At 72.0% G+C, this 22,553-nt stretch carries 15 protein-coding genes; 12 read left to right on the top strand and 3 right to left on the bottom strand.

Going from position 1 to position 22,553, the window contains the following annotated elements:
- Window positions 1–59 precede the first annotated feature (59 nt).
- From OG542_RS13630 to moeZ, 10 genes are all read left to right on the top strand, one after another.
- Window positions 60–152, top strand: coding sequence for an Ms4533A family Cys-rich leader peptide (locus tag OG542_RS13630; RefSeq protein ID WP_311127615.1), 93 nt, complete (start codon window positions 60–62; stop codon window positions 150–152).
- Window positions 153–340: 188 nt separating this feature from the next.
- The gene (locus tag OG542_RS13625; protein ID WP_328410990.1) at window positions 341–2,059 is read left to right on the top strand and encodes an ABC transporter substrate-binding protein; all 1,719 of its coding nucleotides are present in this window, start codon (window positions 341–343) and stop codon (window positions 2,057–2,059) included.
- Window positions 2,060–2,063: 4 nt separating this feature from the next.
- Entirely contained in the window at window positions 2,064–3,071 is a 1,008-nt protein-coding gene (locus OG542_RS13620) for an ABC transporter permease (protein ID WP_328410988.1), read from the top strand.
- A complete protein-coding gene (locus OG542_RS13615) occupies window positions 3,068–4,066 on the top strand; it encodes an ABC transporter permease (protein ID WP_328410986.1) in 999 nt (332 codons plus the stop codon). The genes OG542_RS13620 and OG542_RS13615 overlap by 4 nt, the downstream gene beginning before the upstream one ends.
- A complete protein-coding gene (locus OG542_RS13610; protein WP_328410984.1) occupies window positions 4,063–5,655 on the top strand; it encodes an ABC transporter ATP-binding protein in 1,593 nt (530 codons plus the stop codon). Before OG542_RS13615 ends, OG542_RS13610 begins: the two co-directional genes overlap by 4 nt.
- Window positions 5,656–5,844: 189 nt before the next feature.
- Window positions 5,845–7,587 (top strand): DUF3492 domain-containing protein, encoded by a 1,743-nt coding sequence (locus tag OG542_RS13605; protein ID WP_328410982.1) that lies wholly within the window; start codon window positions 5,845–5,847, stop codon window positions 7,585–7,587.
- Complete coding sequence (locus OG542_RS13600; RefSeq protein ID WP_328410980.1) at window positions 7,584–8,858, top strand: hypothetical protein; 1,275 nt, start codon at window positions 7,584–7,586, stop codon at window positions 8,856–8,858. The genes OG542_RS13605 and OG542_RS13600 overlap by 4 nt, the downstream gene beginning before the upstream one ends.
- Before the next feature lie 265 nt (window positions 8,859–9,123).
- A complete protein-coding gene (locus tag OG542_RS13595; protein ID WP_184590714.1) occupies window positions 9,124–10,083 on the top strand; it encodes an NAD-dependent epimerase/dehydratase family protein in 960 nt (319 codons plus the stop codon).
- Window positions 10,071–10,820 carry a spherulation-specific family 4 protein gene (locus tag OG542_RS13590; RefSeq protein ID WP_328410977.1) on the top strand — a complete coding sequence of 250 codons (750 nt, stop codon included), beginning with the start codon at window positions 10,071–10,073 and terminating at the stop codon, window positions 10,818–10,820. Before OG542_RS13595 ends, OG542_RS13590 begins: the two co-directional genes overlap by 13 nt.
- A gap of 63 nt (window positions 10,821–10,883) precedes the next feature.
- The gene (gene moeZ, locus OG542_RS13585) at window positions 10,884–12,062 is read left to right on the top strand and encodes an adenylyltransferase/sulfurtransferase MoeZ (RefSeq protein WP_184590710.1); all 1,179 of its coding nucleotides are present in this window, start codon (window positions 10,884–10,886) and stop codon (window positions 12,060–12,062) included.
- A gap of 71 nt (window positions 12,063–12,133) precedes the next feature.
- Here the strand turns inward: moeZ and OG542_RS13580 are convergent, their stop codons facing one another.
- From OG542_RS13580 to OG542_RS13570, 3 genes are all read right to left on the bottom strand, one after another.
- Window positions 12,134–13,606, bottom strand: coding sequence for an alpha/beta hydrolase (locus OG542_RS13580; protein WP_328410975.1), 1,473 nt, complete (start codon window positions 13,604–13,606; stop codon window positions 12,134–12,136).
- 137 nt (window positions 13,607–13,743) lie between these two features.
- Complete coding sequence (locus tag OG542_RS13575; RefSeq protein WP_328410973.1) at window positions 13,744–15,291, bottom strand: alpha/beta hydrolase; 1,548 nt, start codon at window positions 15,289–15,291, stop codon at window positions 13,744–13,746.
- A 179-nt stretch (window positions 15,292–15,470) separates the two neighbouring features.
- The gene (locus OG542_RS13570) at window positions 15,471–18,182 is read right to left on the bottom strand and encodes a lysylphosphatidylglycerol synthase domain-containing protein (protein WP_328410971.1); all 2,712 of its coding nucleotides are present in this window, start codon (window positions 18,180–18,182) and stop codon (window positions 15,471–15,473) included.
- A 186-nt stretch (window positions 18,183–18,368) separates the two neighbouring features.
- Here OG542_RS13570 and OG542_RS13565 point away from each other — a divergent pair, with 186 nt between their 5' ends.
- Both OG542_RS13565 and OG542_RS13560 read left to right on the top strand, forming a co-directional pair.
- Window positions 18,369–18,791, top strand: coding sequence for an MGMT family protein (locus OG542_RS13565; protein ID WP_328410969.1), 423 nt, complete (start codon window positions 18,369–18,371; stop codon window positions 18,789–18,791).
- Window positions 18,792–19,057: 266 nt separating this feature from the next.
- A complete protein-coding gene (locus tag OG542_RS13560) occupies window positions 19,058–22,498 on the top strand; it encodes an ATP-dependent helicase (RefSeq protein WP_328410967.1) in 3,441 nt (1,146 codons plus the stop codon).
- The last annotated feature ends 55 nt before the right edge of the window (window positions 22,499–22,553 follow it).

The raw sequence follows: 22,553 nt of genomic DNA, 5'->3' as shown, positions 1-22,553 counted from the left end.
CAGGTGCCGGCCCGCACCGCGCGTTGACATGCGCAGAAAAGTCGTCCATATTTCTGCGCATGTCGCCCCGTCCCGCCTCCGTGCGCGCCGCCATCGAGCTGGCGCTCATCGGCGTGACCTCGCTCTGCGTGGCCGACATTCACTGTTGCTGACGCCCGCCCCAGGCGCGCGTCGCGAAAATCCATGCTCTCCGTGAGCCGGTCACGGCTGCTTCGGCCGCGGCTATTTCGACACACGGCTTCTTCGACGACCCGGCGCCGGGCAGACGTCTGTTCCTTTTCGTCTCACTCTTCGTCATTTCGTCTCGCGATTCGAGACTCTTCGAGAGGTCGTCATTCCGATGCGCCAACCGTCCGTCACAGCGCGCCGCGTGGCCGCGGCATCCGTCAGCCTGGTCCTGGCAGCGGGCGCCGCCGCCTGCGGGCCGAAGGACAACGATGCCAAGGGCGCCGGCGGCGACTCCACGCCCCACAAGGGCGGCACCCTCACGGTCCTGAACGCCGACCCGCAGCAGGACTTCGACCCGGCACGCCTGTACACCTCCGGCGGCGGCAACGTCCCGTCCCTGGTCTTCCGTACGCTCACCACCCGCAACCGCGAGGATGGCGCCGCCGGCACCGAGGTCGTACCCGACCTCGCCACCGACACGGGGCGCCCCAGCAAGAACGCGACGGTGTGGACGTACACCCTGAAGAAGGGCCTCAAGTACGAGGACGGCACCCCGATCACCTCGGCCGACATCAAGTACGGCATCGAGCGCTCCTTCGCTCCCGAGCTGTCGGGCGGCGCCCCCTATCTGCGGGACTGGCTGGTAGGGGCCGCCGGCTACCAGGGCCCGTACAAGGACAAGAAGGGCCTCGACGCGATCGAGACACCGGACGAGCGGACCATCGTCTTCCATCTGAACAGGCCAGAGGGCGAGTTCCCCTACCTGGCCACGCAGACGCAGTTCACGCCCGTCCCGAAGAGCAAGGACACGGGCACGAAGTACGAGGAGCACCCGGTCTCGTCGGGGCCGTACAAGGTCGTGAGGAACGAGAACGACGGTGAGCGGCTGACCCTGGAGCGCAACACGCACTGGGCCGCCACGACCGACGCCGAACGCAAGGCCTACCCGGACACGATCGACGTACGGTCCGGGCTCGACACGTCCGTGATCAACCAGCGGCTGTCCACGTCCCAGGGAGCGGACGCCGCCACGGTCACCACGGACACCAACCTCGGCCCGGCCGAACTGGCCAAGGTCACCGGCGACAAGGACCTTGCCTCCCGCGTCGGCACCGGGCACTTCGGCTACACCAACTACATCGCGTTCAACCCGGCCATCAAGCCGTTCGACGACGTCAAGGTGCGGCAGGCGATCTCGTACGTCATCGACCGGTCGTCCGTGGTCAACGCCGCCGGCGGTTCGGCGCTCGCCGAGCCCGCGACCACCTTCCTGCCCGACCAGAAGTCCTTCGGCCACACGCCGTACGACCTGTTCCCGGCGGGCCAGAGCGGCGACCCGCAGAAGGCCAAGGCGCTGCTGAAGGAGGCGGGCCACCCGAACGGCCTCACCATCACGCTGACGCACTCCAACGCCAAGGACTTCGAGACCAGCCCGGAGATCGCGACCGCGATCCAGGACGCGCTCAAGAAGGCCGGCATCACGGTCAAACTGCAGGGTCTGGAGGAGAACGACTACTCCGACAAGATCCACGACGTGAAGACCGAGCCGGGCTTCTTCCTCGCCCACTGGGGTGCCGACTGGCCCTCCGGCGGTCCGTTCCTCGCCCCGATCTTCGACGGCCGGCAGATCGTCAAGGACGGTGCGAACTTCAACACGGGCCTGCTGAACGACAAGTCGGTCAATGCCGAGATCGACGCGATCAACAAGTTGACGGATCTTGACCAGGCCGCCAAGAGGTGGGGCGCACTGGACAAGAAGATCGGCGAGAAGGCCCTGACCGTGCCGCTGTTCCACCCCGTCTACAAGCGTCTGTACGGCGAGGACGTCAAGAACATCGTGATCAGTGACTGGACCGGTGTGCTGGACATCTCCCAGGTCGCGGTGAAGTAGCGCCGTGAGCGAGGCAGTTCTCGCCGTCGAGGCTCCCGGAGTGTCCGCTCCGGGGACCTCGGGGGCCCGTCAGTTCTGGCGGCGGCTGCGCACGAAGCGCGCCGCCCTCGTCGCGGCGGCCGTCGTCGCACTGCTCGTCCTGATCGCGCTCGCCGCGCCCCTCCTCACGGCACTCGAGGGCCAGGACCCGACCACCTACCACCCCTCCCTGGTGGACTCCGCGCGCGGGGGCGTGCCCATCGGGCCGCTCGGCGGCATCAGCGGTGACCACTGGCTCGGCGTCGAACCGCAGACCGGACGCGACCTGTTCGCCCGGCTGATGCACGGCGCGCGCGTATCGCTGGGCGTGGCGCTCGCGGCCACGGTGGTGCAGGTGCTGCTCGGTGTCGTACTGGGCGTCATCGCGGGGCTCGGCAACCGCTGGGTGGATCTCGCCGTCACCCGGATCGCCGACGTCTTCGTGTCCATGCCCCTGATGGTCATCGCGCTGGCCCTGCTCGCCATCGTGCCCACGAGCTTCCCGCGTCCCGTCCTGGTCGCCCTCGTCGTGGGGCTGGTCTCCGGCTGGGGCACGCTGGCCAAGATGGTGCGCGCGCAGACGCTCACCCTCAAACAGCTCGACTACGTCTCCGCGGCACGGCTCAGCGGCTGGGGCACCGCCCGGATCGCCCGCCGCGAACTGCTGCCCGGCCTGGCGGCGCCCGTCATCACGTACTCCGCGCTGCTCATCCCGACGAACATCACCGTCGAGGCGGCGCTGTCCTTCCTCGGCGTGGGCGTGAAGCCGCCGACGCCGTCCTGGGGACAGATGCTCACCGCGGCCGACGTCTGGTACCAGGCGGCCCCGCAGTACCTGCTGCTGCCCGCGGGCGCGCTGTTCGTGACCGTCCTGGCCCTGACCGTCCTCGGCGACGGTGTGCGCACCGCCCTCGACCCGCGCGCGGCCTCCCGGCTGCGCATCGGGACGGGACGGAAGCAGGAGGCCAAGGCGGCCAGGGGAGGTGCGGCATGAGCGGCTTCGGCGGTTTCGTGCTGCGCCGCGCGCTCGGCGCCCTGGTCACCCTCTTCGCCCTCTCCGTGATCATCTACGTCGTCTTCTACGCCACGCCCGGCAATGTCGCCCAGATCACCTGCGGCCCGCGCTGCTCACCGGAACAGGTCCACCAGGTCGCCCAGCAGCTGAGGCTCGACGACCCGCTGTACGTGCGGTACTGGCATTTCCTGTCGGGCCTCGTGGCCGGCCAGGACTTCTCGACCGGTACGTCCGTGCAGCACTGCCCGGCGCCCTGCCTCGGCCTGTCGTACCAGAGCGACCAGCCGGTCACGGACCTGATCCTCGCGAAGCTGCCGGTCACCGGCTCACTCGCGCTCGGCGCCATGGTGCTGTGGCTGGTCATCGGCATCGGCACCGGGGTGCTGTCGGTGTGGCGACGCGGCCGGCTCACGGAACGGCTGCTGACCGGCCTCACGCTCGCCGGCACGGCCACGCCCGTCTTCGTCATCGGTCTGGTCCTGATGATCGTCGTCTGCGGACAGCTGCAACTGCTGCCGTTCCCGCAGTACGTCGCCTTCACCGACGACCCCGAGCAGTGGGCCTGGAACCTGCTGCTGCCCTGGCTGTCGCTCGCGCTGATCGAGTCGGCCACCTACGCCCGGCTGACCCGGGCCGCGATGCTGGAGACCCTCGCCGAGGACCATGTACGGACCTTCCGGGCGTACGGCATCGGGGAGCGGGCCATCATCGGGCGGCACGCGCTGCGGGGCGCGGTGGCACCGCTCATCGCCGTGAACGCCAACAACCTCGGGGTGCTCTTCGGCGGCGCCGTCCTCACCGAGACGCTCTTCGGGCTGCCCGGCATCGGACAGGCGCTGGTGGGGGCGGTGAAGGTCGTCGACCTGCCGGTGGTCGTCGGCATGGTGCTGGTGACCGGATTCTTCGTGGTCCTCGCCAACGCCGTCGCCGACGTGCTGTACGCGGTGGCCGACCGACGGGTGGTGCTGACATGAGCCTGGTCGACGTGAGCGACCTGAGCGTGGACTTCGGCGAGCTGCGTGCCGTCGACGGACTCTCCTTCCGCCTGGAACAGGGCGCCGCCCTGGCCCTGGTCGGCGAGTCCGGCTCCGGCAAGTCGACCGTGGCGTCCGCCCTGCTCGGCCTGCACCGTGGCACGGGAGCGCGGGTCGGGGGCTCGGTCGAGGTGGCCGGCACCGACGTGCGGCGGGCCTCCGACGAGGAGCTGCGGCAGCTGCGCGGCGGCCGGGCCGCGATGGTGTTCCAGGATCCGCTGTCCTCCCTCGACCCGTACTACGCGATCGGTGACCAGATCGCCGAGGTGTACCGCGCGCACGCGGGTGTGTCCCGACGGGCGGCACGCGCGCGTGCCGTCGAGGTCCTCGACCGGGTGGGCATTCCGGACGCGGCCCGGCGGTCCCGTTCCCGGCCGCACGAGTTCAGCGGCGGTATGCGCCAGCGCGCCCTGATCGCCATGGCGCTCGCGTGCGAACCCAGCCTGCTGATCGCCGACGAGCCGACGACCGCCCTCGATGTCACCGTCCAGGCCCAGGTCCTCGACCTGCTGCACACCTTGCGCGAGGAGACCGGCATGGGCCTGCTGCTCGTCACCCACGACGTGGGTGTCGCCGCCGAGAGCGTCGACGAGGTGCTGGTGATGCGGCACGGGCGGGCGGTCGAGCACGGCCCGGTCTCGGGTGTGCTGGGCGCGCCGGTCCAGCCGTACACCCGGGAACTGCTGGCCGCGGTGCCACGGCTGGACGCACCCCGGAAGGCCGCGTCGGCGCCCGAGGAGGCCGTGCTGGAAGCGACCGCCCTGAGGCGCGTGTTCGGGCGCGGGAAGCGGGCGTTCACAGCCGTGGACGATGTGTCACTGACCCTGCGGCGCGGTGAGACGCTCGGCATCGTCGGCGAAAGCGGCAGCGGGAAGACGACCCTGGGGCGCATGCTCGTCGGGCTGCTGGAGCCGACGGCCGGATCGCTGAGGTTCGAGGGCCGTGCGCACACCGGGGTGAACCCTGCCGTGCAGATGGTCTTCCAGGACCCCGTCTCCTCCCTCAACCCCCGCCGCACCGTGGGCGAGTCCATCGCCGATCCGCTCCGGGCGCGGGGCGAGTCCGAGGAGGGGCGCATCCGGGAGCGCGTGGCGGAACTGCTGGAGCGCGTGGGGCTCGAAGCGGCGCACCACGACCGCTACCCGCATGAGTTCAGCGGCGGCCAGCGCCAGCGCATCGGTATCGCGCGGGCGCTCGCGGCCGACCCGCGCGTCATCGTCTGCGACGAGCCGGTCTCGGCCCTCGACGTCACCACCCAGGCACATGTGGTCGACCTGCTGGGGGAGTTGCAACGCGAACTCGGGCTCGCGCTGGTCTTCGTCGCGCACGACCTGGCCGTAGTACGCCAGGTCAGCGACCGGGTCGCGGTGATGCGGGAGGGCGCGATCGTCGAGGAAGGGCCCGTCGCCGAGGTGTACGGGTCCCCACAAGAGCCGTACACCAGGCAGCTGCTCGCCGCCGTGCCGGCGCTCGACCCGGAGGCGGCCGCGCGACGCCGGGCGGAGCGGCGGGAGTTGGCCGCAGCATGACGATCCGTGTCCGCTTGATCTCCTAGCGCGACGGAACGCGACCCGCACAGGAAAGTTACGACCGTTCACCCCTTTTGGTGGTGCGACGGACAACCGTCCGTCGCACCACCGCCTTGACCGCATACGTTCGTCCCGCTGCGAGCCGCCGGGCAACGGCGGCTCCCCATACGGGAGATCGGGGGTGCACACGTGCGCATCGGACTGCTTACGGAGGGTGGCTATCCGTATGTGAGCGGTGACGCCAGGCTCTGGTGCGACCGGCTGGTGCGCGGGCTCGCACAGCACGAGTTCGACGTCTACGCGCTCAGTCGCAGTGAACACCAGGAGGACGAGGGCTGGACCCCGCTGTCGCCGAACGTCCGCAGGGTGCGCACCGCACCGCTGTGGATGGCCGGGGACGACGGAGCGATCCTGGGCCGCCGCGCACGTCGGCGGTTCACCGAGCACTTCAGTGAACTGGCCGCCGTGCTGTGCGGGGCGTCCGGGAGTGTGCCGGTCGCCGGGGGCGCGTCGACCACTGGGGAGAACTCGCAGGCCGGGGGTGCGCCGACCCCCGAGGCGGACCGTTTCGGCAACGCTCTGTACGGACTCGCCGAACTCGCCCGCGAGGAGGGCGGCCTGGCCGGAGCTCTCCGCTCCGAGGCCGCCGTACGCACGCTGGAACGCGCCTGTCGTGCGCCCGGCGCCCACCGCGCCGCGCGTGAGGCCCGGGTCCCGGATCTACTCGCCGTGGCCGCACACCTCGAACGTGCGCTGCGCCCCCTCTCCCTCGACTGGTACGAGGACGACGGACTCGGTGCGGTCGACCTCTGCCACGCCGCGTCCGGCGGCCCGGCCGCCCTGCCGGGCCTGCTGGCCCGCCACTTCACCGGCGTCCCCTTGCTGGTGACCGAGTACGGCGTGCGCCTGCGGACGCACTACCTCACCGCCCCCGACGCCCCACCCGCCGTACGGTCCCTGCTGGCGGCCTTCCACGGCAGACTCGCCGCCGAGGCCTACGGCCAGGCCGAGGTCGTCACCGCCGGCAACACGCACGCCCGCCGCTGGCAGGAGCGCTGCGGTGCCGACCGCGAGAAGCTCCGCACGGTCTACCCCGGCATGGACGCCCGGCCCTTCGCGGAGGTGGGCGAGTCCGTGGAGTGCGCCGACCCGGACGCGCTCGTCTGGATCGGCCGCGTGGAGCCCGCCAAGGACCTGGTCTCGCTGCTGCACGCCTTCGCCGAGGTCCGCAAACAGGAGCCCAAGACGCGCCTGCGCATCGTCGGAGCCCCCGCCGGCACCGAGGGCGCGGCCTATCTCGCCCACTGCAGGGCGCTGGCCGCCCAGCTCTTCCCCGACGAGGCCGAGGGTCCGCACGCCGCCGGCCACAACCCGGTGTCGTTCGAGGAGGTCGGCGGGCCGGAACTCCCGGTCCCCGCCGACGCCTACGCCTCGGGTGCCGTGACCGTCCTGTCCAGCGTCGTCGAGGGCTTCCCGATCAGCCTTGTCGAGGCCATGCTCTGCGGGCGCGCGACGGTGTCGACGGACGTCGGCGCGGTCGTGGAGGTCATCGGCGGCACGGGACTGGTCGTACCGCCGCGCAATCCGCGAGCGCTCGCCGAGGCGTGCGTCGCGCTGCTGCGCGACCCGGAGCGCCGTGAGCGACTGGGCGCCGCCGCCCGGGCCCGTGCCCTCGAACTGTTCACGGTCGAGCAGAACATCGAGGCATTTCACGGCATTTACCTGGAGATCGTCTCCCGCGCCCCCGTCCGCCATGGCGTCCTCGACGCGTCGGGGGAGCCGCTGCCCTTCGCCGTGCCCGCCGAGGCCCGTGTCCCGGTCCGCTGGGCAGCCCCGGCACCCGGCCTCGCCGCCCGCGGCGGCCCCGGCTGGGCCGGAGGCGGTCCCGTACGAGCCACCACTCCCGTCACCGCCCCGGAGAGAGCGCGATGAACGACTTGGGCGAACTGGACCGTCCTGGAACACCGGCCGGCCCGGGAGCAGCGGATGCCTCCTCGGAGAAGGCACTCGGCTCCGCGCCCACGGCACCCACGGCCTCACCGGCCCCGGAACCGGCCGCCGACCGCGAGCCCTCCGCGAAACAGGAGCCGGCCGGCGACCGCAAGCCGCCCTCCCCGCGCCGCGGTGCCGCCGACCCCGTGAAGGCGCTGATGCACCGTCACCGGGAACTCTGCGAACGCGCGGTGGACCCCCTCGAGATCGCGGCGGGCCTGGAAGCGCACGGCATCACCGAGCGGACCGCGGCCCGCTTTCGCCACAGGGACGTCTTCTCCCTCGCCGAGGAGATGTACGCACGAGTCACCCGAGACGGGGACGCACCCGCGTCCCCGGCACCCGTGGCGCCCCGGGCCCGTGCGGACTGGGTCCTACTGACGCTGTTGCCGGGCGCGCTGTGCGCCGCCGCCGTGACCGCCGCGCACCTCACCCACGGCCGGTCGCGCCTGTTCGCCGTGGCAGCAGGCATCCTCGCCGTGGGCCTGGCCCTCCGCGCGGCCCTGCGCCGAGGCCCCCTGAGCCGGACCGACCACACCGCCCCCGGCGGAAGCACCCTCTGGATCTCCTGGCTCGTCGCCTACTCCCTCCTGGGCAACGGCCTGCTCCACAGCGCCGTCACCGGCGGCCCGGACGGTCTGCCCACCGGCACGGCCGACGGCCCCTGGCCCCTCACCGCCGCCCCTGTACTGGCCCTCGCCCTGGCTTGCGCGCCCGCGGCCTGGATCGCCCACCTCTTCACCGCGCGCGGTCGCCGCAGGCTCGCGGCGAGCCGCGGCCTCGAGGACTTCGCCGCCGCCGTACGACCGCTCCTGCTCGGCACAGTCGTCCTCTTCCTGGGCGCCCTGGCGGCCCTGCTCGCCCTCTGCGCGGCATTCCTCGACGAACCCGCGGGCTACGCGGAGGCCCTCGCCCTGGGCGCCCTCCTCTTCATCGCCCGTCTCCTCACCACCCACGGGTTCGTCCACGCCCCGGCCGTGGTCCTCACCGCGACGGCCACGGTCCAGGCAGCCGCCCTCGCCACGGTCTTCATCGCCCGCCTCCCCGGTCTCGACTTCCTGGGCACCCCCGTGGAGACCCTCGTCACCCTCTGGGGCGCGGGCAGCGTCCCCACCCTGGCCTGCGGGGCGGCGGCCCTGGTCCTCCTCGTCCACGCGACGCGCAAGCTGACCAGGGCCTCGGCCCACGCACCGCCGGCCCCCTCACGGTGACCGCCCCGGGAGCCAGGACCGCCAGAACCCGCATCAGGCCACGGGCGATCCCGGCCCCGAAGCCTTCGGCGAGCGACTCCCGAAAGAACCGCCACCCCCAAGAGCCTTCAGTCCGCAAGAGCCATAACCCCCGAAGAGCCGTCACCCCGTAGCCACAGACACCGGCCCACCGCCGGAGGCACCCGCCCCATCCCGTTCACCCCGCACCAAGGAGAACCCCGATGACCACCCACCCAGGAGTCCCAGCCGCCCCGGGAGCCGCGCGATGAGAGTCCTGCTGATCGGAGCCAACGGCTACATCGGGCGCTTCGTCGCCGACCGCCTGCTCGCCGACCCTGCCGTGCAGCTCACCGCTCTCGGCCGCGGCGACGACGCCGACGTCCGCTTCGACCTCGCCTCCGGCAGCCCCGGCGCCCTCACCCGCTTCCTCGACGCGGTCCACCCGGGCGTCGTCGTCAACTGCGCCGGCGCCACCAGGGGCGGTGCCCGCGAACTCACCCGCCACAACACCGTCGCCGTGGCCACCGTCTGCGAGGCCCTGCGCCGCAGCGGCTGCGGCGCCCGTCTGGTGCAGATCGGGTGCAGCGCGGAGTACGGCCCCAGCCAGCCCGGCTCCTCCACGGCCGAGGACGCCGTCCCCCGCCCCGGCGGCCCGTACGGCGTCAGCAAACTCGCCGCCACCGAACTGGTCCTCGGCTCCGGGCTGGACGCCGTCGTCCTGCGCGTCTTCTCGCCGGCCGGACCCGGCACCCCCGCAGGCTCCCCGCTCGGGCGTCTCGCCGAGGCCATGCGCCGCGCCATGCAGTCCGGCGACGGCGAGCTGAAACTCGGCGGCCTGGGTGCGCAGCGCGACTTCGTCGACGTCCGCGACGTGGCCCGCGCCGTCCACGCCGCCTCGCTCTCCGCCGCGCAGGGCGTCATCAACATCGGCTCCGGCCGCGCCGTGCGCCTGCGCGACGCCGCCGCGGTCCTCGCCCGCGTGGCCGGATACGGCGGCGCCCTCCACGAACTCGACGGCCCGCCCGGCGCCCTGCGCCCGGCCATCGGCCACCCCCGCCCCGAACCGGACCACGCCCCCCAGGTCGCGTACCCGTACCCCGATGGCTGCGGCAGCTGGCAGCAGGCCGACGTGCGCACCGCACGCGACCGGCTCGGCTGGCGGCCGCGGATCGGTCTCGAGGAGTCCCTCGCCGACATCTGGATGGAGGCGGCATGCCGCATCTGACCAGCACACGACCACGCACCTCCGGCACCGAACTCCGCCCCGGCGTCGGCGTCCCCGGCTACGCGCATCCACTCCTCGCCCCCACCGAGTGGGGCGAACTCACCCGTCCCGGCACCCCGCTGCACTGGGTCGTCCTCAACGTGGCCGACGGCCCCGGCGCCCGCCCCGACCCGCACTGCCTGGAGGCGGCCGGCCGCCTGCGCAACGCGGGCATCCGGGTCCTCGGCCACCTCGACACCCGGTACGGCACCCGGAACTTCGGAGAGCTGATCTCGGACGCCCACCGGTTCGTCGACTGGTACCAGGTCGACGGCTTCCTCCTGGAGCGCTGCCCGGCGGACCACGTCGGGCTGCCCGAGGTGCGCCGCACGGTCGCCACACTCCGCGTGATCCGTGACGAGGCCCACATCGTCCTCGGCCACGGCATCCACCCGCACCCGGGGTACGTCGAACTCGCCGACCAGCTGGTCACCTTCTCCGGCCCGTGGAGCGACTACCGCTGGTCGCAGGTGGCCGAGTGGACCACCGACCACTCGCCCGAGCGCTTCTGCCACTTCGTCCACGGAGTGCCCCGCCCCTACCTGGGGGAGGCACTGCGCATCGCCCGATGGCAGGGCGCCGCGACGATCTACTTCACCGACCGCACGGACTGCGGCGGCCGCACCGATCCCTGGGAGGCCATGCCCGGCTACTGGGACGAAATCGTCTCGCGTGTCGGAACGGGTGTCTCGGAATGAAAAAGCACATGGCACTGTTACGGGGAGAACAACCGTAGTGATTGACCGACCAACGGAGTCCCCGTGTCGCTGCCACCCCTGGTCGAGCCGGCTTCCGAGCTCACCGTAGACGAGGTCCGCAGGTACTCCCGCCACCTGATCATCCCCGACGTCGGGATGGACGGGCAGAAGCGGCTGAAGAACGCCAAGGTGCTGTGTGTGGGCGCCGGCGGCCTGGGCTCGCCGGCGCTGATGTACCTGGCCGCCGCGGGCGTCGGCACCCTCGGCATCGTGGAGTTCGACGAGGTCGACGAGTCGAATCTGCAGCGCCAGATCATCCACAGCCAGGCCGACATCGGCCGCCCCAAGGCCGAGTCCGCCCGTGACTCCGTCCTCGGCATCAACCCGTACGTGAACGTGATCCTTCACGAGGAGCGGCTCGAGGCCGACAACGTGATGGACATCTTCAGCCAGTACGACCTGATCGTCGACGGCACGGACAACTTCGCGACCCGCTACCTGGTCAACGACGCCTGCGTGCTGCTCAACAAGCCGTACGTCTGGGGCTCGATCTACCGCTTCGACGGCCAGGCCTCCGTCTTCTGGTCCGAGCACGGTCCCTGCTACCGCTGCCTCTACCCGGAGCCCCCGCCCCCCGGCATGGTCCCCTCCTGCGCCGAGGGCGGCGTCCTGGGCGTGCTGTGCGCGTCCATCGGCTCCATCCAGGTCAACGAGGCCATCAAGCTGCTCGCCGGCATCGGCGACCCGCTGGTCGGCCGGCTGATGATCTACGACGCCCTGGAGATGCAGTACCGCCAGGTCAAGGTCCGCAAGGACCCGGACTGCGCGGTCTGCGGCGAGAACCCGACCGTCACCGAGCTCATCGACTACGAGGCCTTCTGCGGCGTCGTCTCCGAGGAGGCCCAGGCGGCGGCCGCCGACTCCACGATCACTCCCAAGCAGCTCAAGGAGTGGATCGACGACGGCGAGGGCATCGACATCATCGACGTCCGTGAGCCGAACGAGTACGAGATCGTCTCCATCCCGGGCGCCCGCCTGATCCCGAAGAACGAGTTCCTCATGGGCACCGCCCTGGAGAGCCTCCCGCAGGACAAGAAGATCGTCCTGCACTGCAAGACGGGTGTCCGCAGTGCGGAAGTCCTCGCGGTCCTGAAGTCCGCGGGCTTCTCGGACGCGGTGCACGTCGGCGGCGGCGTGATCGGCTGGGTCAACCAGATCGAGCCGGACAAGCCGGTGTACTGAGCCGTATCCGGCCTCCCTTCCCGAGCGGCGGGGGCTTCGGGCACCACGAGTGCGCGAAGCCCCCGCCGTCGTCATGAGCAGACCTTGCCGTCCTTCGGGACCGACCCGTCCAGCAGATACGCGTTCACCGTGGAGTCCACGCAGTCGCTCCCGCTGCCGTACGCGCCATGCCCCTCGCCCCGCCAGGTGAGCATCACTCCGACGCCCTTGCCGAGCTCGTCGGCCATCCTCCGGGCGCCCTCGTACGGGGTGGCCGGGTCGCCGGTGTTGCCGACCACCAGGACCGGCGCCGCGCCGGGGGCGCTCACTTCCGGGGTGTCGTGCTGTCCGGGCACCGGCCAGTCGTGGCACCAGCCGGCCGTGTCCCAGCCCAGGAAGGCGCCGAAGACCGGGGAGATCTTCTCGAACTCAGGCAGCAGCTCCTTCGTCCGGGCCGCGGTCGGCCGCTGCCTGTCGTCCAGGCACGATATGACCCGCTGTGAGTGGGTCGTCGTGCCGTAGTGTCCCGACGGGGCGCGATCGTTGTAGCCGTCGGCGAGGGTCAGCAGCTCCGAGCCGTCACCCCGCTCGGCCGCGTCGAGGGCGCTGGTCAGGGTCGGCCAGCTCTCCTTGCTGTACAGCGGCAGGGTGAGGCCGGTGACCGCCAGCGTCTGCGTCAGCTTCCGCCCGGGCGTGGCCGTAGACAGGGGCCGGGCGTCGATCCGTCGCAGCAGGTCCGCGATCTTCCGCGTGCCCTCCTGAGGATCCTGGCCCGTGGACTCGAGATAGCCGTTCAGCGCGCGTTGGAAGCCCCTGGCCTGGTTACGCGCATGGCCCACGGTGTCGGCGCCGGGGTCGACGACCGCGTCCAGCGTCATCCGCCCCACTTTCTTCGGGAACAAGTGGGCATAGGTTCCGCCCAGTTCGGTGCCGTAGGAGATGCCGAAGTAGTGCATCCTGTCGTCGCCGAGGGCTTCCCGGATGCGGTCCATGTCACGGGCCGAGTCGGCGGTCGAGACATGCGCCATGAGCCTCCCGGCGTCCTTCCGGCAGCCCTTGCCGAAGTCGGCGGCGTCCTGGAAGTACGCCTTCTCCTCGGCCGGTGTGTCGGGGGTGACGTCCACCGACTCGGCGGCCTGGATCTCCTTGTCGCCGCGGCAGCGCACCCCCTCGCTGGCGCCCACTCCGCGCGGGTCCCAGCTGACCAGGTCGTACCGCTCACGGAGCCGGGAGACCGTCGGGGCGTACGACGGCATCATGGACACGCCCGAGGCGCCGGGGCCGCCGAAGTTGAACAGGAGCGAGCCGGCGCGGTCGTCGCCACGGGCCTTGGCGCGGATCAGCGCCAGTCCTGTCGTCTCGCCGTCCGGCTTCGACCAGTCCAGCGGCACCTTCAACGTCGCGCACTGCCAGTCGCTGCCCGGCGCGGGAGCGTCGGCGGTGGCCTTGCAGCGGCCCCAGGAGAGCCCGCCGCCCTTGTCGTCGTCGGACGAGCCGCCGCTGCAGCCCGCCGTCAGCAGTGCCGAGGCGACCGCCAGCGCGGTCCACCGTACGAAGCGCGACATGCGCCCAGTCCCCCCTCGCAGGCCGTCCGCACCGTGCTGCGGATGGCGGTCAGGCCATGGTAGGCAGATCCCGTGCCGGCCGTGCCGGGCTGTGGATAACCTTCTGACCAGCGGTTTCAATGGGGACGTGGCTGTTCTCAGGTGCAGACGGTTCCTGCCTGCGGCACCTTTCCGTCCAGCAGATAGCCGTTCACCGCGCCCTGCACACACTTGTTCTTGCTGTTGTAGGCGCCGTGCCCCTGTCCCCGGTACGTCAGCTCGACTCCGACACCCTTGCCCAGCGCGTCCGCCATCTTCCGGGCGCCCTCGTAGGGGGTGGCCGGGTCGCCGGTGTTGCCGACGACCAGGATCGGCGCCGAGCCCGGCGCGCTCACGTCCGGGTGGTCTGCGGCACCCGCCACGGCCCAGTCGGTGCAGCCGATCATGCCCCACGCCATGGAGTCGCCGAACAAGGCGGACGCGGCACGGAACTCGGGCAGCTTCCGCTCCACATAGGCGGTGTCGTAGCGCGGCTTGGAGTCGGAGCAGCTGATGGCGGTGTGGGCAGCGGCAGAGTTGTCGTACTCGCCGTTCTCACTGCGCCCGTTACTCGAGTCGGACAGCAGCATCAGGATGCTGCCGTCGCCGTCGTACGCCTGGTCGAGGCCGTCCGTGAGGTACTCCCAGAAGTCCTGCGAGTACAGCGCCTGCACGATGCCGTTGGTCGCCGCGGTCTGGGTCAGCTCCCGAGGGAAGACGCCCGGGATCGGCTTGCGGTCGAGGTCCTTCAGCAGCGTGGCGATGCGGTCCTTCACATCCTGCGCGCTGTCGCCGATGGGGCACTCCTCGGACTTCGACACGCAGTCCTCGGCGAAGTTGTCGAGTGCGAGCTGGAAGCCCTTGGCCTGCGCGAGCGAGCCCTGCTCGGAGTTCTGCGTGGGATCGACGACGGCGTCGAACACGGCACGACCGACCCGCTTGGGGAACAGGTGCGCGTAGACGCCGCCGAGTTCGGTGCCGTAGGAGATGCCGAAGTAGTGCAGCTTGTCGTCGCCGAGGACCTGGCGCATCAGGTCCAGGTCGCGGGCCGCGTCGGTGGTGCGCACGTGCGGCAGGACCTTCTCGGAGTTCTGCTCGCAGGCGTCGTTGAACTCCGTGGTGCTGTCCAGGAGCGCGGTGCGTTCGGCGGAGTCGTCGGGCGTGGCGTCCTGCTGGAAGTACGCGTCGAGCTCCTGGTCGTTCTCACAGATCACGGGATCGCTGCGGCCGACTCCGCGCGGGTCGAAACTGACCAGGTCGTAGCGGGTGCGCAGGGTCTCGTAGTCCTCCGCGAAGCCGGGCAGCGCGGTGACGCCCGAGCCGCCGGGTCCGCCGAAGTTGAAGATGAGCGAGCCGATGCGGTCGCTCGCGTCGCCGGTGGTCCTGACCCGGATCAGCTCGAGGCCGATCGTGTCGCCCTTGGGGTCGTCCCAGTCGAGAGGGGCCTTCATGGTGGCGCACTGCCACTCGCCGCCGTCCGGCAGGGGAGAGGGCGAGGAGCCTCCGCCCTGGGCCTCGTCCGGCGCCGGGCAGGCCTTCCAGCTCAGTTCCTGCCGCGTGACGTCCTCGTCCTTGGCGTCGTCGTCGCCGCAGCCCGCCAGCACGGTGGTCAGCAGCACGGCGGTGGCGGTCAGGGCGGCGGCGCGCAGCCGGAGGAGGGTTGGCATGGTTCCATCCTGCGGCGGCACGGGGGCGCACGCGCGGGACGCGTGTCGTACGAGGTAAGAGGGGCCGGTGTTGCCAAAAAGCTGTTCGCCGGGCCGGCTCTCCCAGGGCTGCCGGGCGGGTTTTTCTCAGGGCTGCCGGGCCCGTGTCGCCGAAGGGCCTGCCCGCTGGGTCGCCGGCGTCAGAGGGCTTGCTTGCGGGTGAGGTGGTTGAAGGCCAGCCAGCCCGGCAGCACGGGCAGCCACAGCGTCAGCAGGCGGAACAGCAGGACGGCCGGTGCCGCGACCTCCTTCGGGAGGCCGACGGCGATCAGACCGACCGTCAGGGTCGCCTCGACCGCGCCCACACCGCCCGGTGTCGGAGCCGCGGACCCCAGGGCGTTGCCCGCGAGGAAGACGACGGCGACGCTGGCGAGGCTGATCGAGGTGGACTCGTCGCCGAACGCGCGGATCGACGCGTCCAGGCACATCACGAAGCAGGCCGTCAGCAGCAGCATGCCGCCGATGCCGGTGACCAGCTTCTGCGGCCGCTGCAACACGTCCAGCATGCGCGGCACGACACCCGCGAACAGCGACCGCACGCGCGTGACGACGAACTTCCGCAGGAACGGCACCGAGGTCACCACGAGCACGAGCACCGCCACCGTCAGCAGACCGGCGATGACCGTCCGGGAGGGCGACAGCGACGGCGTCTTCTCCGTTCCGGTCAGATAGCCGAAGGCCAGCAGCATCAGGATGTGGCAGCCGAGCCCGAACAACTGCGACGCGCCCACGCTCGCCACCGCGAGCCCCGGCCGCACTCCCGCGCGCTGCAGGAAGCGCGTGTTCAGGGCGACACCGCCCACCGCCGCCGGGGCGACGATCTTCACGAACGATCCGGCCACCTGTGCCGCCACGGTCCGCACGAACGGCACCCGCTCCGGCACGAACCCCAGCAGGGCCATCGCCGCCGCGAGGTAACTGCACATCGAGAACAGCACCGCAGCGGCGACCCAGCCCCACTCGGCGTTCGCGATGAGCGGCCCGAACTCGATGTGCGTGAGCTGCGTCAGCAGGAAGTACGCGCCGATCGCGCCGGCCATGAAACTGATCAGCGTGCGCGGCCGTACCCGCTCCAGCCGGGCCGGCTCGACCGGTGCCTGCGGCCTGATCAGCAGCACCTCGTGGCGGATCTGCGTGAGCAGGTCCTCCTCGCGCGCCTCCTCCACGGCCTCGTCGATGGCCCGCTTCTCGGCCCGCTGCTCCGCCCGTACGGCCTTCTTGTCGGTCTTCTCCGGGGCCGGCACGGCCTCGTCCGACGAGGACTCCTCCAGGCGCGCCTGCTTGGCCAGCCGGGACGCCTCCAGAACCGCCTCGCGCTCGCGCTGTGCCCGCTCCCTGGCCAGTTTGCGCAGCGTCGCGCGCGTGGAGCGGCTGAGGGCGATGGGCTGGAGCATCGGCAGACAGTCCGCCACCGCGTCCGGGCCGAGCACGCCCACCGCCGAGGCCACCGCCCGCTCGGCGCCCACCCGGAGGCCGAGGGTCACCAGCAACTGGGAGATGTCCATGCGCAGCAAAAGGTCGCCGGCCGCGATCTCGCCGACGCGCAGGTCGGTGAGGATCACCGTGCCGGAACGATCCACCAGGATCGCGTCGCCCACCAGCCTGCGGTGCGCGATACGCCGGGACTGCAGGGCCTTCACCTGGTGCCAGGTGTCGCGCAGCAGATTGTCGGTGATCTCCTCGTCCGGCAGCGAGTCGAGGGTGTGTGCGCCGCTGTGCTCGTAGACGAGCATGACGGCGTCGGGGCCGAGCTCGGAGGTGGCGATCAGCTTGGGTGCGTTGGCACCGGCCGCGATGGCCGCGTAGGCCAGCAGCGCCTCCTGCTCCAGGGCCTGGCGCAGCGACTGGAGGCTGCTGCGGGTGGCGAAGCCGCGCAGGGTCAGATTGCGCCACGCACGGTAGAAGAAGCCCTGGGCCTGCTGCTCCCGGTCGACCACCGTGACGTCCAGCGGTGGGCCGTCCTCGAGCGTGACGAAGTAGCGCCGGCCTCGGTCGCCGGTGTCCGGGTTGTCCGAGGTGTCCTCGCGTGACGCGGTGACCGGGCGGAAGCCGACCGTCCGCAGACCGGCCATCAGGGTCTGTCCGGTGGGCCGGACATTGGGCGAGCCGACCGCGTACAGCGTGCCGTAGGCCACGGTCCAGCCGATCAGCACGGTCAGGATGATCGAGAACGGGGTCGTGTACCCGGTGACGAGCATCGAGAAGGCGTCGAGCAGCAGCACGACCCACAGCACCGTGCGCCACCTGGGTCTGCGTGACATGCCGACGGCTGTCATATAGGCGATGACCGGCGCCAGATAGCCGTGCACGGGATCGGTCAGCGCGTGGATGTCCCCGGGGGAGGGCTGGGTGAGCGCCTCCTGGATCGAGTCGGGGGCGGCCCGGGCGACCCACAGGTCGGTGGCGAGTGTCACACCGTGCGCGAGGACCGCGGCGAGCACGCCGTCGGCGATTCTGAGGCCGTCCCGTTTGATCAGCCGCTCGATGGCGAAGGCGACCGGCACCAGCAGGATCGCGATGCTGGAGGCCAGTCCCGCGATCTTGATGAGCAGGTCGGGTGCCTGCCCGGTGCCCTTGTTGATGTCCTGTTCGAGGCCCGAGGTGGTGCCGTGCGCGAACGCGGCGATCCCGATCAGCACCGCGACGGCGAGCACGCCCACCAGGAGACGCATCAGATCGGACGGGCGGTGCACGCGCGCGGGGAGCAGCGGTTCGTCGCCCTCCACCTCGTCGATGTGCGCGATGTCGGGCTCCTCGCCGGCCGTCTTCGGGCGGTCGTCCGGAGCGCCCGGGCGCGACGAAGCGTCAGGGGTGCCCCCCGGGTCCTCGGAATGCGCACCCTGCTGCTTCATCGTCTCTTCTTGGTCTCGTATCACCGGTCACCGCCCGCACGATGGTGGCATGCCGCACCGATACGCGGGGGCATCAGGGTGCACATGCGGGGGCGGACAGTCTGCCCGACGCGGTCCCGCCGGGCGAGGGAAACGCTCGTGGGCACGCGCGTCCCGTTGTCGGTGGGGTGGGGCAGGATGGGGCGGATGAGTGAGGAGAGCCTTCCGCGGTACGTCGGCGCGCAGGACACCCGCACGGGGTACGACGGCGCCCCTGAGGAACCCGGGGAAGCCCTGCCCGCGTACGCCGAGCGGGTCCTCGACGTCGCCGAACTGATCCCGCCGGGCCGTGTCATGACATACGGGGACGTCGCCGAGTGGCTGGAGGAGGGGGGTCCGCGGCAGGTCGGCCGGGTGATGGCTCTCTACGGGGGAGCCGTGCCGTGGTGGCGGGTCGTCCGCGCGGACGGCGTCCTGCTCCCGGGGCACCAGCAGCGGGCGCTCGGCCACTACCGCGCGGAGGGCACGCCCCTGAAGGAGGCGAGCCGGGCCGCCGAGGGCCACCTGCCGCGGATCGACATGCGACGGGCGCGGTGGGACGGCGGCGAACGCGCGGAGGGTCACACCTGACAGCTTCCGCCATCGGACGGCCTCCTGTGTGGCCCGTGATCCGGACGGGGGAATCGGGGCACGTCGGTGCCATGACGTACGTTCGTGAGGCGAGGGGCATGAGTGGCACGAGTGCCGCGAGTGACCGGCGGGAAGAAGGGGAAGCCCTGCTTCCGCCTCACCCGTCGGCGTAGCGTCGGCTGCGCGCGCCCCCGTCACCCCGCGGTCACCGCCCGCCACGCGCGGTGGCCCGCCAACCAGTACTTCCACCAGGACCGGCGAACCACGTGAGCTCCTCTTCCTCCACCAGCGGCCTGTCGCACCCCCGGGTGCGGCGGGGGAGCCGTGGCGCTTACCGATTGGTACGTACCCCTCCTGCCCGGGTGGATCCCCCTCTTCTGGACGCCTCGCAGCGCTCCGTGGTTGACCACGCGGCCGGACCGCTGCTCGTCCTCGCAGGTCCGGGCACCGGCAAGACCACCACGCTCGTCGAGTCCGTGGCCGAGCGCATCGCCCGGGGCGGGGACCCCGAGCGCGTCCTGGTCCTCACGTTCAGCCGCAGGGCGGCCGTCGAACTGCGCGACCGCATGGCCACCCGGGCCGGGGCGGCCCGCGCTCCCCGGGCGACCACCTTCCACTCGTTCTGCTACGCCCTGGTCCGCGCCCACCAGGACAGCGACCTGTTCGTGGAGCCGATGCGGCTGCTGTCCGGCCCAGAGCAGGACGTCTCCGTACGGGAGCTGCTCGCGGGCCAGATGGATCTGGAGCGGCTCGGCCTCGCGCACGTGCGCTGGCCGGACGAACTGCGCGCCTGTCTGACCACGCGCGGTTTCGCCGACGAGGTCCGCGCGGTCCTCGCCCGCAGCCGTGAACTGGGCCTCGGCCCCGACGCCCTGGACGCCTTCGCCCGCCGCACGGGACGCCCCGACTGGCGCGCGGCGGCCGCCTTCCTGGCCGAGTACCTCGACGTGCTCGACCTCCAAGGCGTGATCGACTACGCGGAACTCGTCCACCGCGCGGTGCTCCTCGCCCGCCGGTCCGAGGTCGCCGCGTGGCTCGCCGCCCGGTACGACGCCGTCTACGTCGACGAGTACCAGGACACGGATCCCGCTCAGGTACGACTTCTGCACGCCCTGGCGGGCGGTGGCCGGACCCTCGTCGCGTTCGGTGACCCCGACCAGTCGATCTACACGTTCCGCGGGGCGGACGTGAACGGCATCCTCGACTTCCCGCACGCCTTCCCGCGCGCGGACGGCCGCCCGGCCCCCGTCGCGGTGCTGCGCACGTCGCGCCGGTCCGGCGCCGGCCTGCTGGCAGCCACCCGGCTGCTGACCCAGCGCATGCCGCTGACCCGCCTGCCCGCCGAGAAGGTGCGCGCCCACCGCGAACTCGCGCCCGTGAGCGACGGCGGCCGGGCCGAGGCGTACACGTACCCGACCTCGGGGACGGAACTGGACAACATCGCCGACATCCTCCGCAGGGCCCACCTGGAGGACGGCGTCCCGTGGAGCGAGATGGCCGTGCTGGTGCGCGCCGGCTCCCGCACCGTCCCCACGGTCCGCCGTGCCCTCACGGCGGCCGGCGTCCCGGTGGACGTCGACGGCGACGACGTACCCCTGCGCCACGAACCGGCGGTGGCGCCGCTGCTGACGGCGCTTCGGGCGGTGGCCGCGGCGGAGGCGTCGGGGACCGGCGATGAGGCGGTTGCGGGGGTGGCTGAGGTGGCCGATGCGGCCGATGCGGCCGACAGGACGGTGGCTTCCGGGGAGCCCGAGGCGGCAGGCGCTGAGGCGGCTTCCGTCAAGCGCGAGGCGGCCGACAGAAGGGCGGCTCTTGGGCAGCCCGAGGCGATCTCCTGGCTCGGCACCGAGACCGCCCTCACCCTGCTCACCTCCCCGCTCGCGAGCATGGACGCCGCCGACCTGCGCCGTCTCGGCCGGGCCCTGCGGGACGAGGAGCGGGCCGCGGGCAACCCGCTGCCGCCGCCCTCCGACGTACTTCTCGCACAGGCACTCGCCGAGCCGGAGCGGCTGGCCGTGCACGACCCCGCGTACGCGCGTGGCGCCCAGCGCCTCGGTGCGCTGCTCCGCAAGGCCCGCGAACGCCTGGCGGGCGGCGGTACGGCCGAGGAGGCGCTGTGGGACCTGTGGGACGGCACGCCGTGGCCCGGGCGGCTGGAACGGGCCGCCCGCCGGGGCGGCGCGGCCGGGCGCAACGCGGACCGGGACCTGGACGCGGTCTGCGCGCTGTTCGCGACGGCGGCCCGCGCCGAGGAGCGCACCGGAGGCCGGGGCACGCTGAACTTCCTGGAGGAGATCGAGGCCGAGGACATCGCCGCCGACACCCTCACGCGGCGTGCCGTACGCCCCGACGCCGTCCGCCTGATGACCGCACACCGTTCCAAGGGCCTCCAGTGGCGCCTCGTGGTCGTCGCGGGGGTCCAGGAGGGGCTCTGGCCCGATCTGCGCCGCCGCGGCTCCCTCCTGGAGGCCGACCGCATCGGGCGCGACGGACTCGCCGAACCCCTCACCCCCGGCGCGCTGCTCGCCGAGGAGCGCCGCCTGTTCTACGTGGCCGCCACACGCGCGCGTGAACGCCTGGTCGTCACCGCGGTCAAGGCCCCGGCGGACGACGGCGACCAGCCCTCCCGCTTCCTCACCGAACTCGGCGTCGAACCCAAGGACGTCACCGGACGCCCCCGCCGCCCCCTGTCCGTCGCGGCACTCGTCGCCGAACTGCGCGCCACCACGGTCGACCCGCGCGTCTCCGACGCCCTCCGGGAAGCCGCCGCCCGCCGCCTGGCCCGGCTCGCCGCCCTCGCCGACGAGGACGGCCGCCCCCTGGTGCCGTCCGCGCACCCCTACCGCTGGTGGGGCATGTTCGAGCCGACCGAGTCCAAGGTGCCGCTGCGCAACCGCGACCAGCCCGTCGTTCTCTCCGGCAGCGCCCTCGACCAGCTGGCCAACACCTGCGCCCTGCAGTGGTTTCTGGGCCGCGAGGTGAAGGCCGACGCGCCCGCGACCGCCGCGCAGGGCTTCGGCAACGTGGTGCACGTCCTCGCCGACGAGGTCGCCTCCGGGCACACCCCGGCCGATCTCTCGGTCCTCATGGAACGCCTCGACTCCGTGTGGAACGCCCTCGCCTTCGACGCGCCCTGGAAGTCGGAGCAGGAGAAGGACAACGCGCGCGTGGCGCTCGAACGGTTCCTTCAGTGGCACGTCATGGACCGCACCGGGCGCACCCCGGTCGCCAGCGAGCACGACTTCGACGTCACCCTTGCGGCGGGCGACTACCAGGTGCGCATCCGGGGCCAGATGGACCGCGTCGAGGCGGACGGCGACGGCCGCGCCTACGTGGTCGACTTCAAGACCGGCAAGCAGGCGCCCACCGGCAAGGAGGTGGAACGCCACCCGCAGCTCGCCGTCTACCAGCTGGCCGTCCGCGAGGGCGCCGTCGACGACGTCTTCGACGGCGAGCGTCCCGAGCCGGGCGGTGCCGAACTCGTCCATCTCCGGCAGGGCGCCGCGCAGCGCGACGGCGGCGAGACCGTGCCCAAAGTGCAGGCCCAGGAGCCGCTGGAGGGGGAGTGGGTCGGCGATCTGCTGGCCACCGCCGCCGGCAAGGTCCTCGACGAACGGTTCACGCCGACCGCCGGGCAGCACTGCACGCACTGCGCGTTCCGGGCCTCGTGCAGCGCGCGGCAGGAGGGCCGCCATGTTGTCGAGTGATCTATCGCACCACATGTGCTGACCTGGGCTTCTTCCTCCCCGGAGGCCGGTCCGT

Origin of the sequence: Streptomyces violaceus, assembly GCF_036014075.1 — a bacterium.
Classification (GTDB): domain Bacteria; phylum Actinomycetota; class Actinomycetes; order Streptomycetales; family Streptomycetaceae; genus Streptomyces; species Streptomyces violaceus.
This window is presented reverse-complemented; position numbering and strand designations above follow the sequence as displayed.

Bases quoted from the DNA above. Each gene is read 5' to 3' on its own strand.
- OG542_RS13580 (WP_328410975.1), bottom strand. From the start codon at position 13,606: ATGTCGCGCTTCGTACGGTGGACCGCGCTGGCGGTCGCCTCGGCACTG.
- OG542_RS13615 (WP_328410986.1), top strand. From the start codon at position 3,068: ATGAGCGGCTTCGGCGGTTTCGTGCTGCGCCGCGCGCTCGGCGCCCTG.
- OG542_RS13625 (WP_328410990.1), top strand. From the start codon at position 341: ATGCGCCAACCGTCCGTCACAGCGCGCCGCGTGGCCGCGGCATCCGTC.
- OG542_RS13590 (WP_328410977.1), top strand. From the start codon at position 10,071: ATGCCGCATCTGACCAGCACACGACCACGCACCTCCGGCACCGAACTC.
- OG542_RS13600 (WP_328410980.1), top strand. From the start codon at position 7,584: ATGAACGACTTGGGCGAACTGGACCGTCCTGGAACACCGGCCGGCCCG.
- OG542_RS13565 (WP_328410969.1), top strand. From the start codon at position 18,369: ATGAGTGAGGAGAGCCTTCCGCGGTACGTCGGCGCGCAGGACACCCGC.
- OG542_RS13595 (WP_184590714.1), top strand. From the start codon at position 9,124: ATGAGAGTCCTGCTGATCGGAGCCAACGGCTACATCGGGCGCTTCGTC.
- OG542_RS13630 (WP_311127615.1), top strand. From the start codon at position 60: ATGTCGCCCCGTCCCGCCTCCGTGCGCGCCGCCATCGAGCTGGCGCTC.
- OG542_RS13610 (WP_328410984.1), top strand. From the start codon at position 4,063: ATGAGCCTGGTCGACGTGAGCGACCTGAGCGTGGACTTCGGCGAGCTG.
- OG542_RS13575 (WP_328410973.1), bottom strand. From the start codon at position 15,291: ATGCCAACCCTCCTCCGGCTGCGCGCCGCCGCCCTGACCGCCACCGCC.
- OG542_RS13570 (WP_328410971.1), bottom strand. From the start codon at position 18,182: ATGAAGCAGCAGGGTGCGCATTCCGAGGACCCGGGGGGCACCCCTGAC.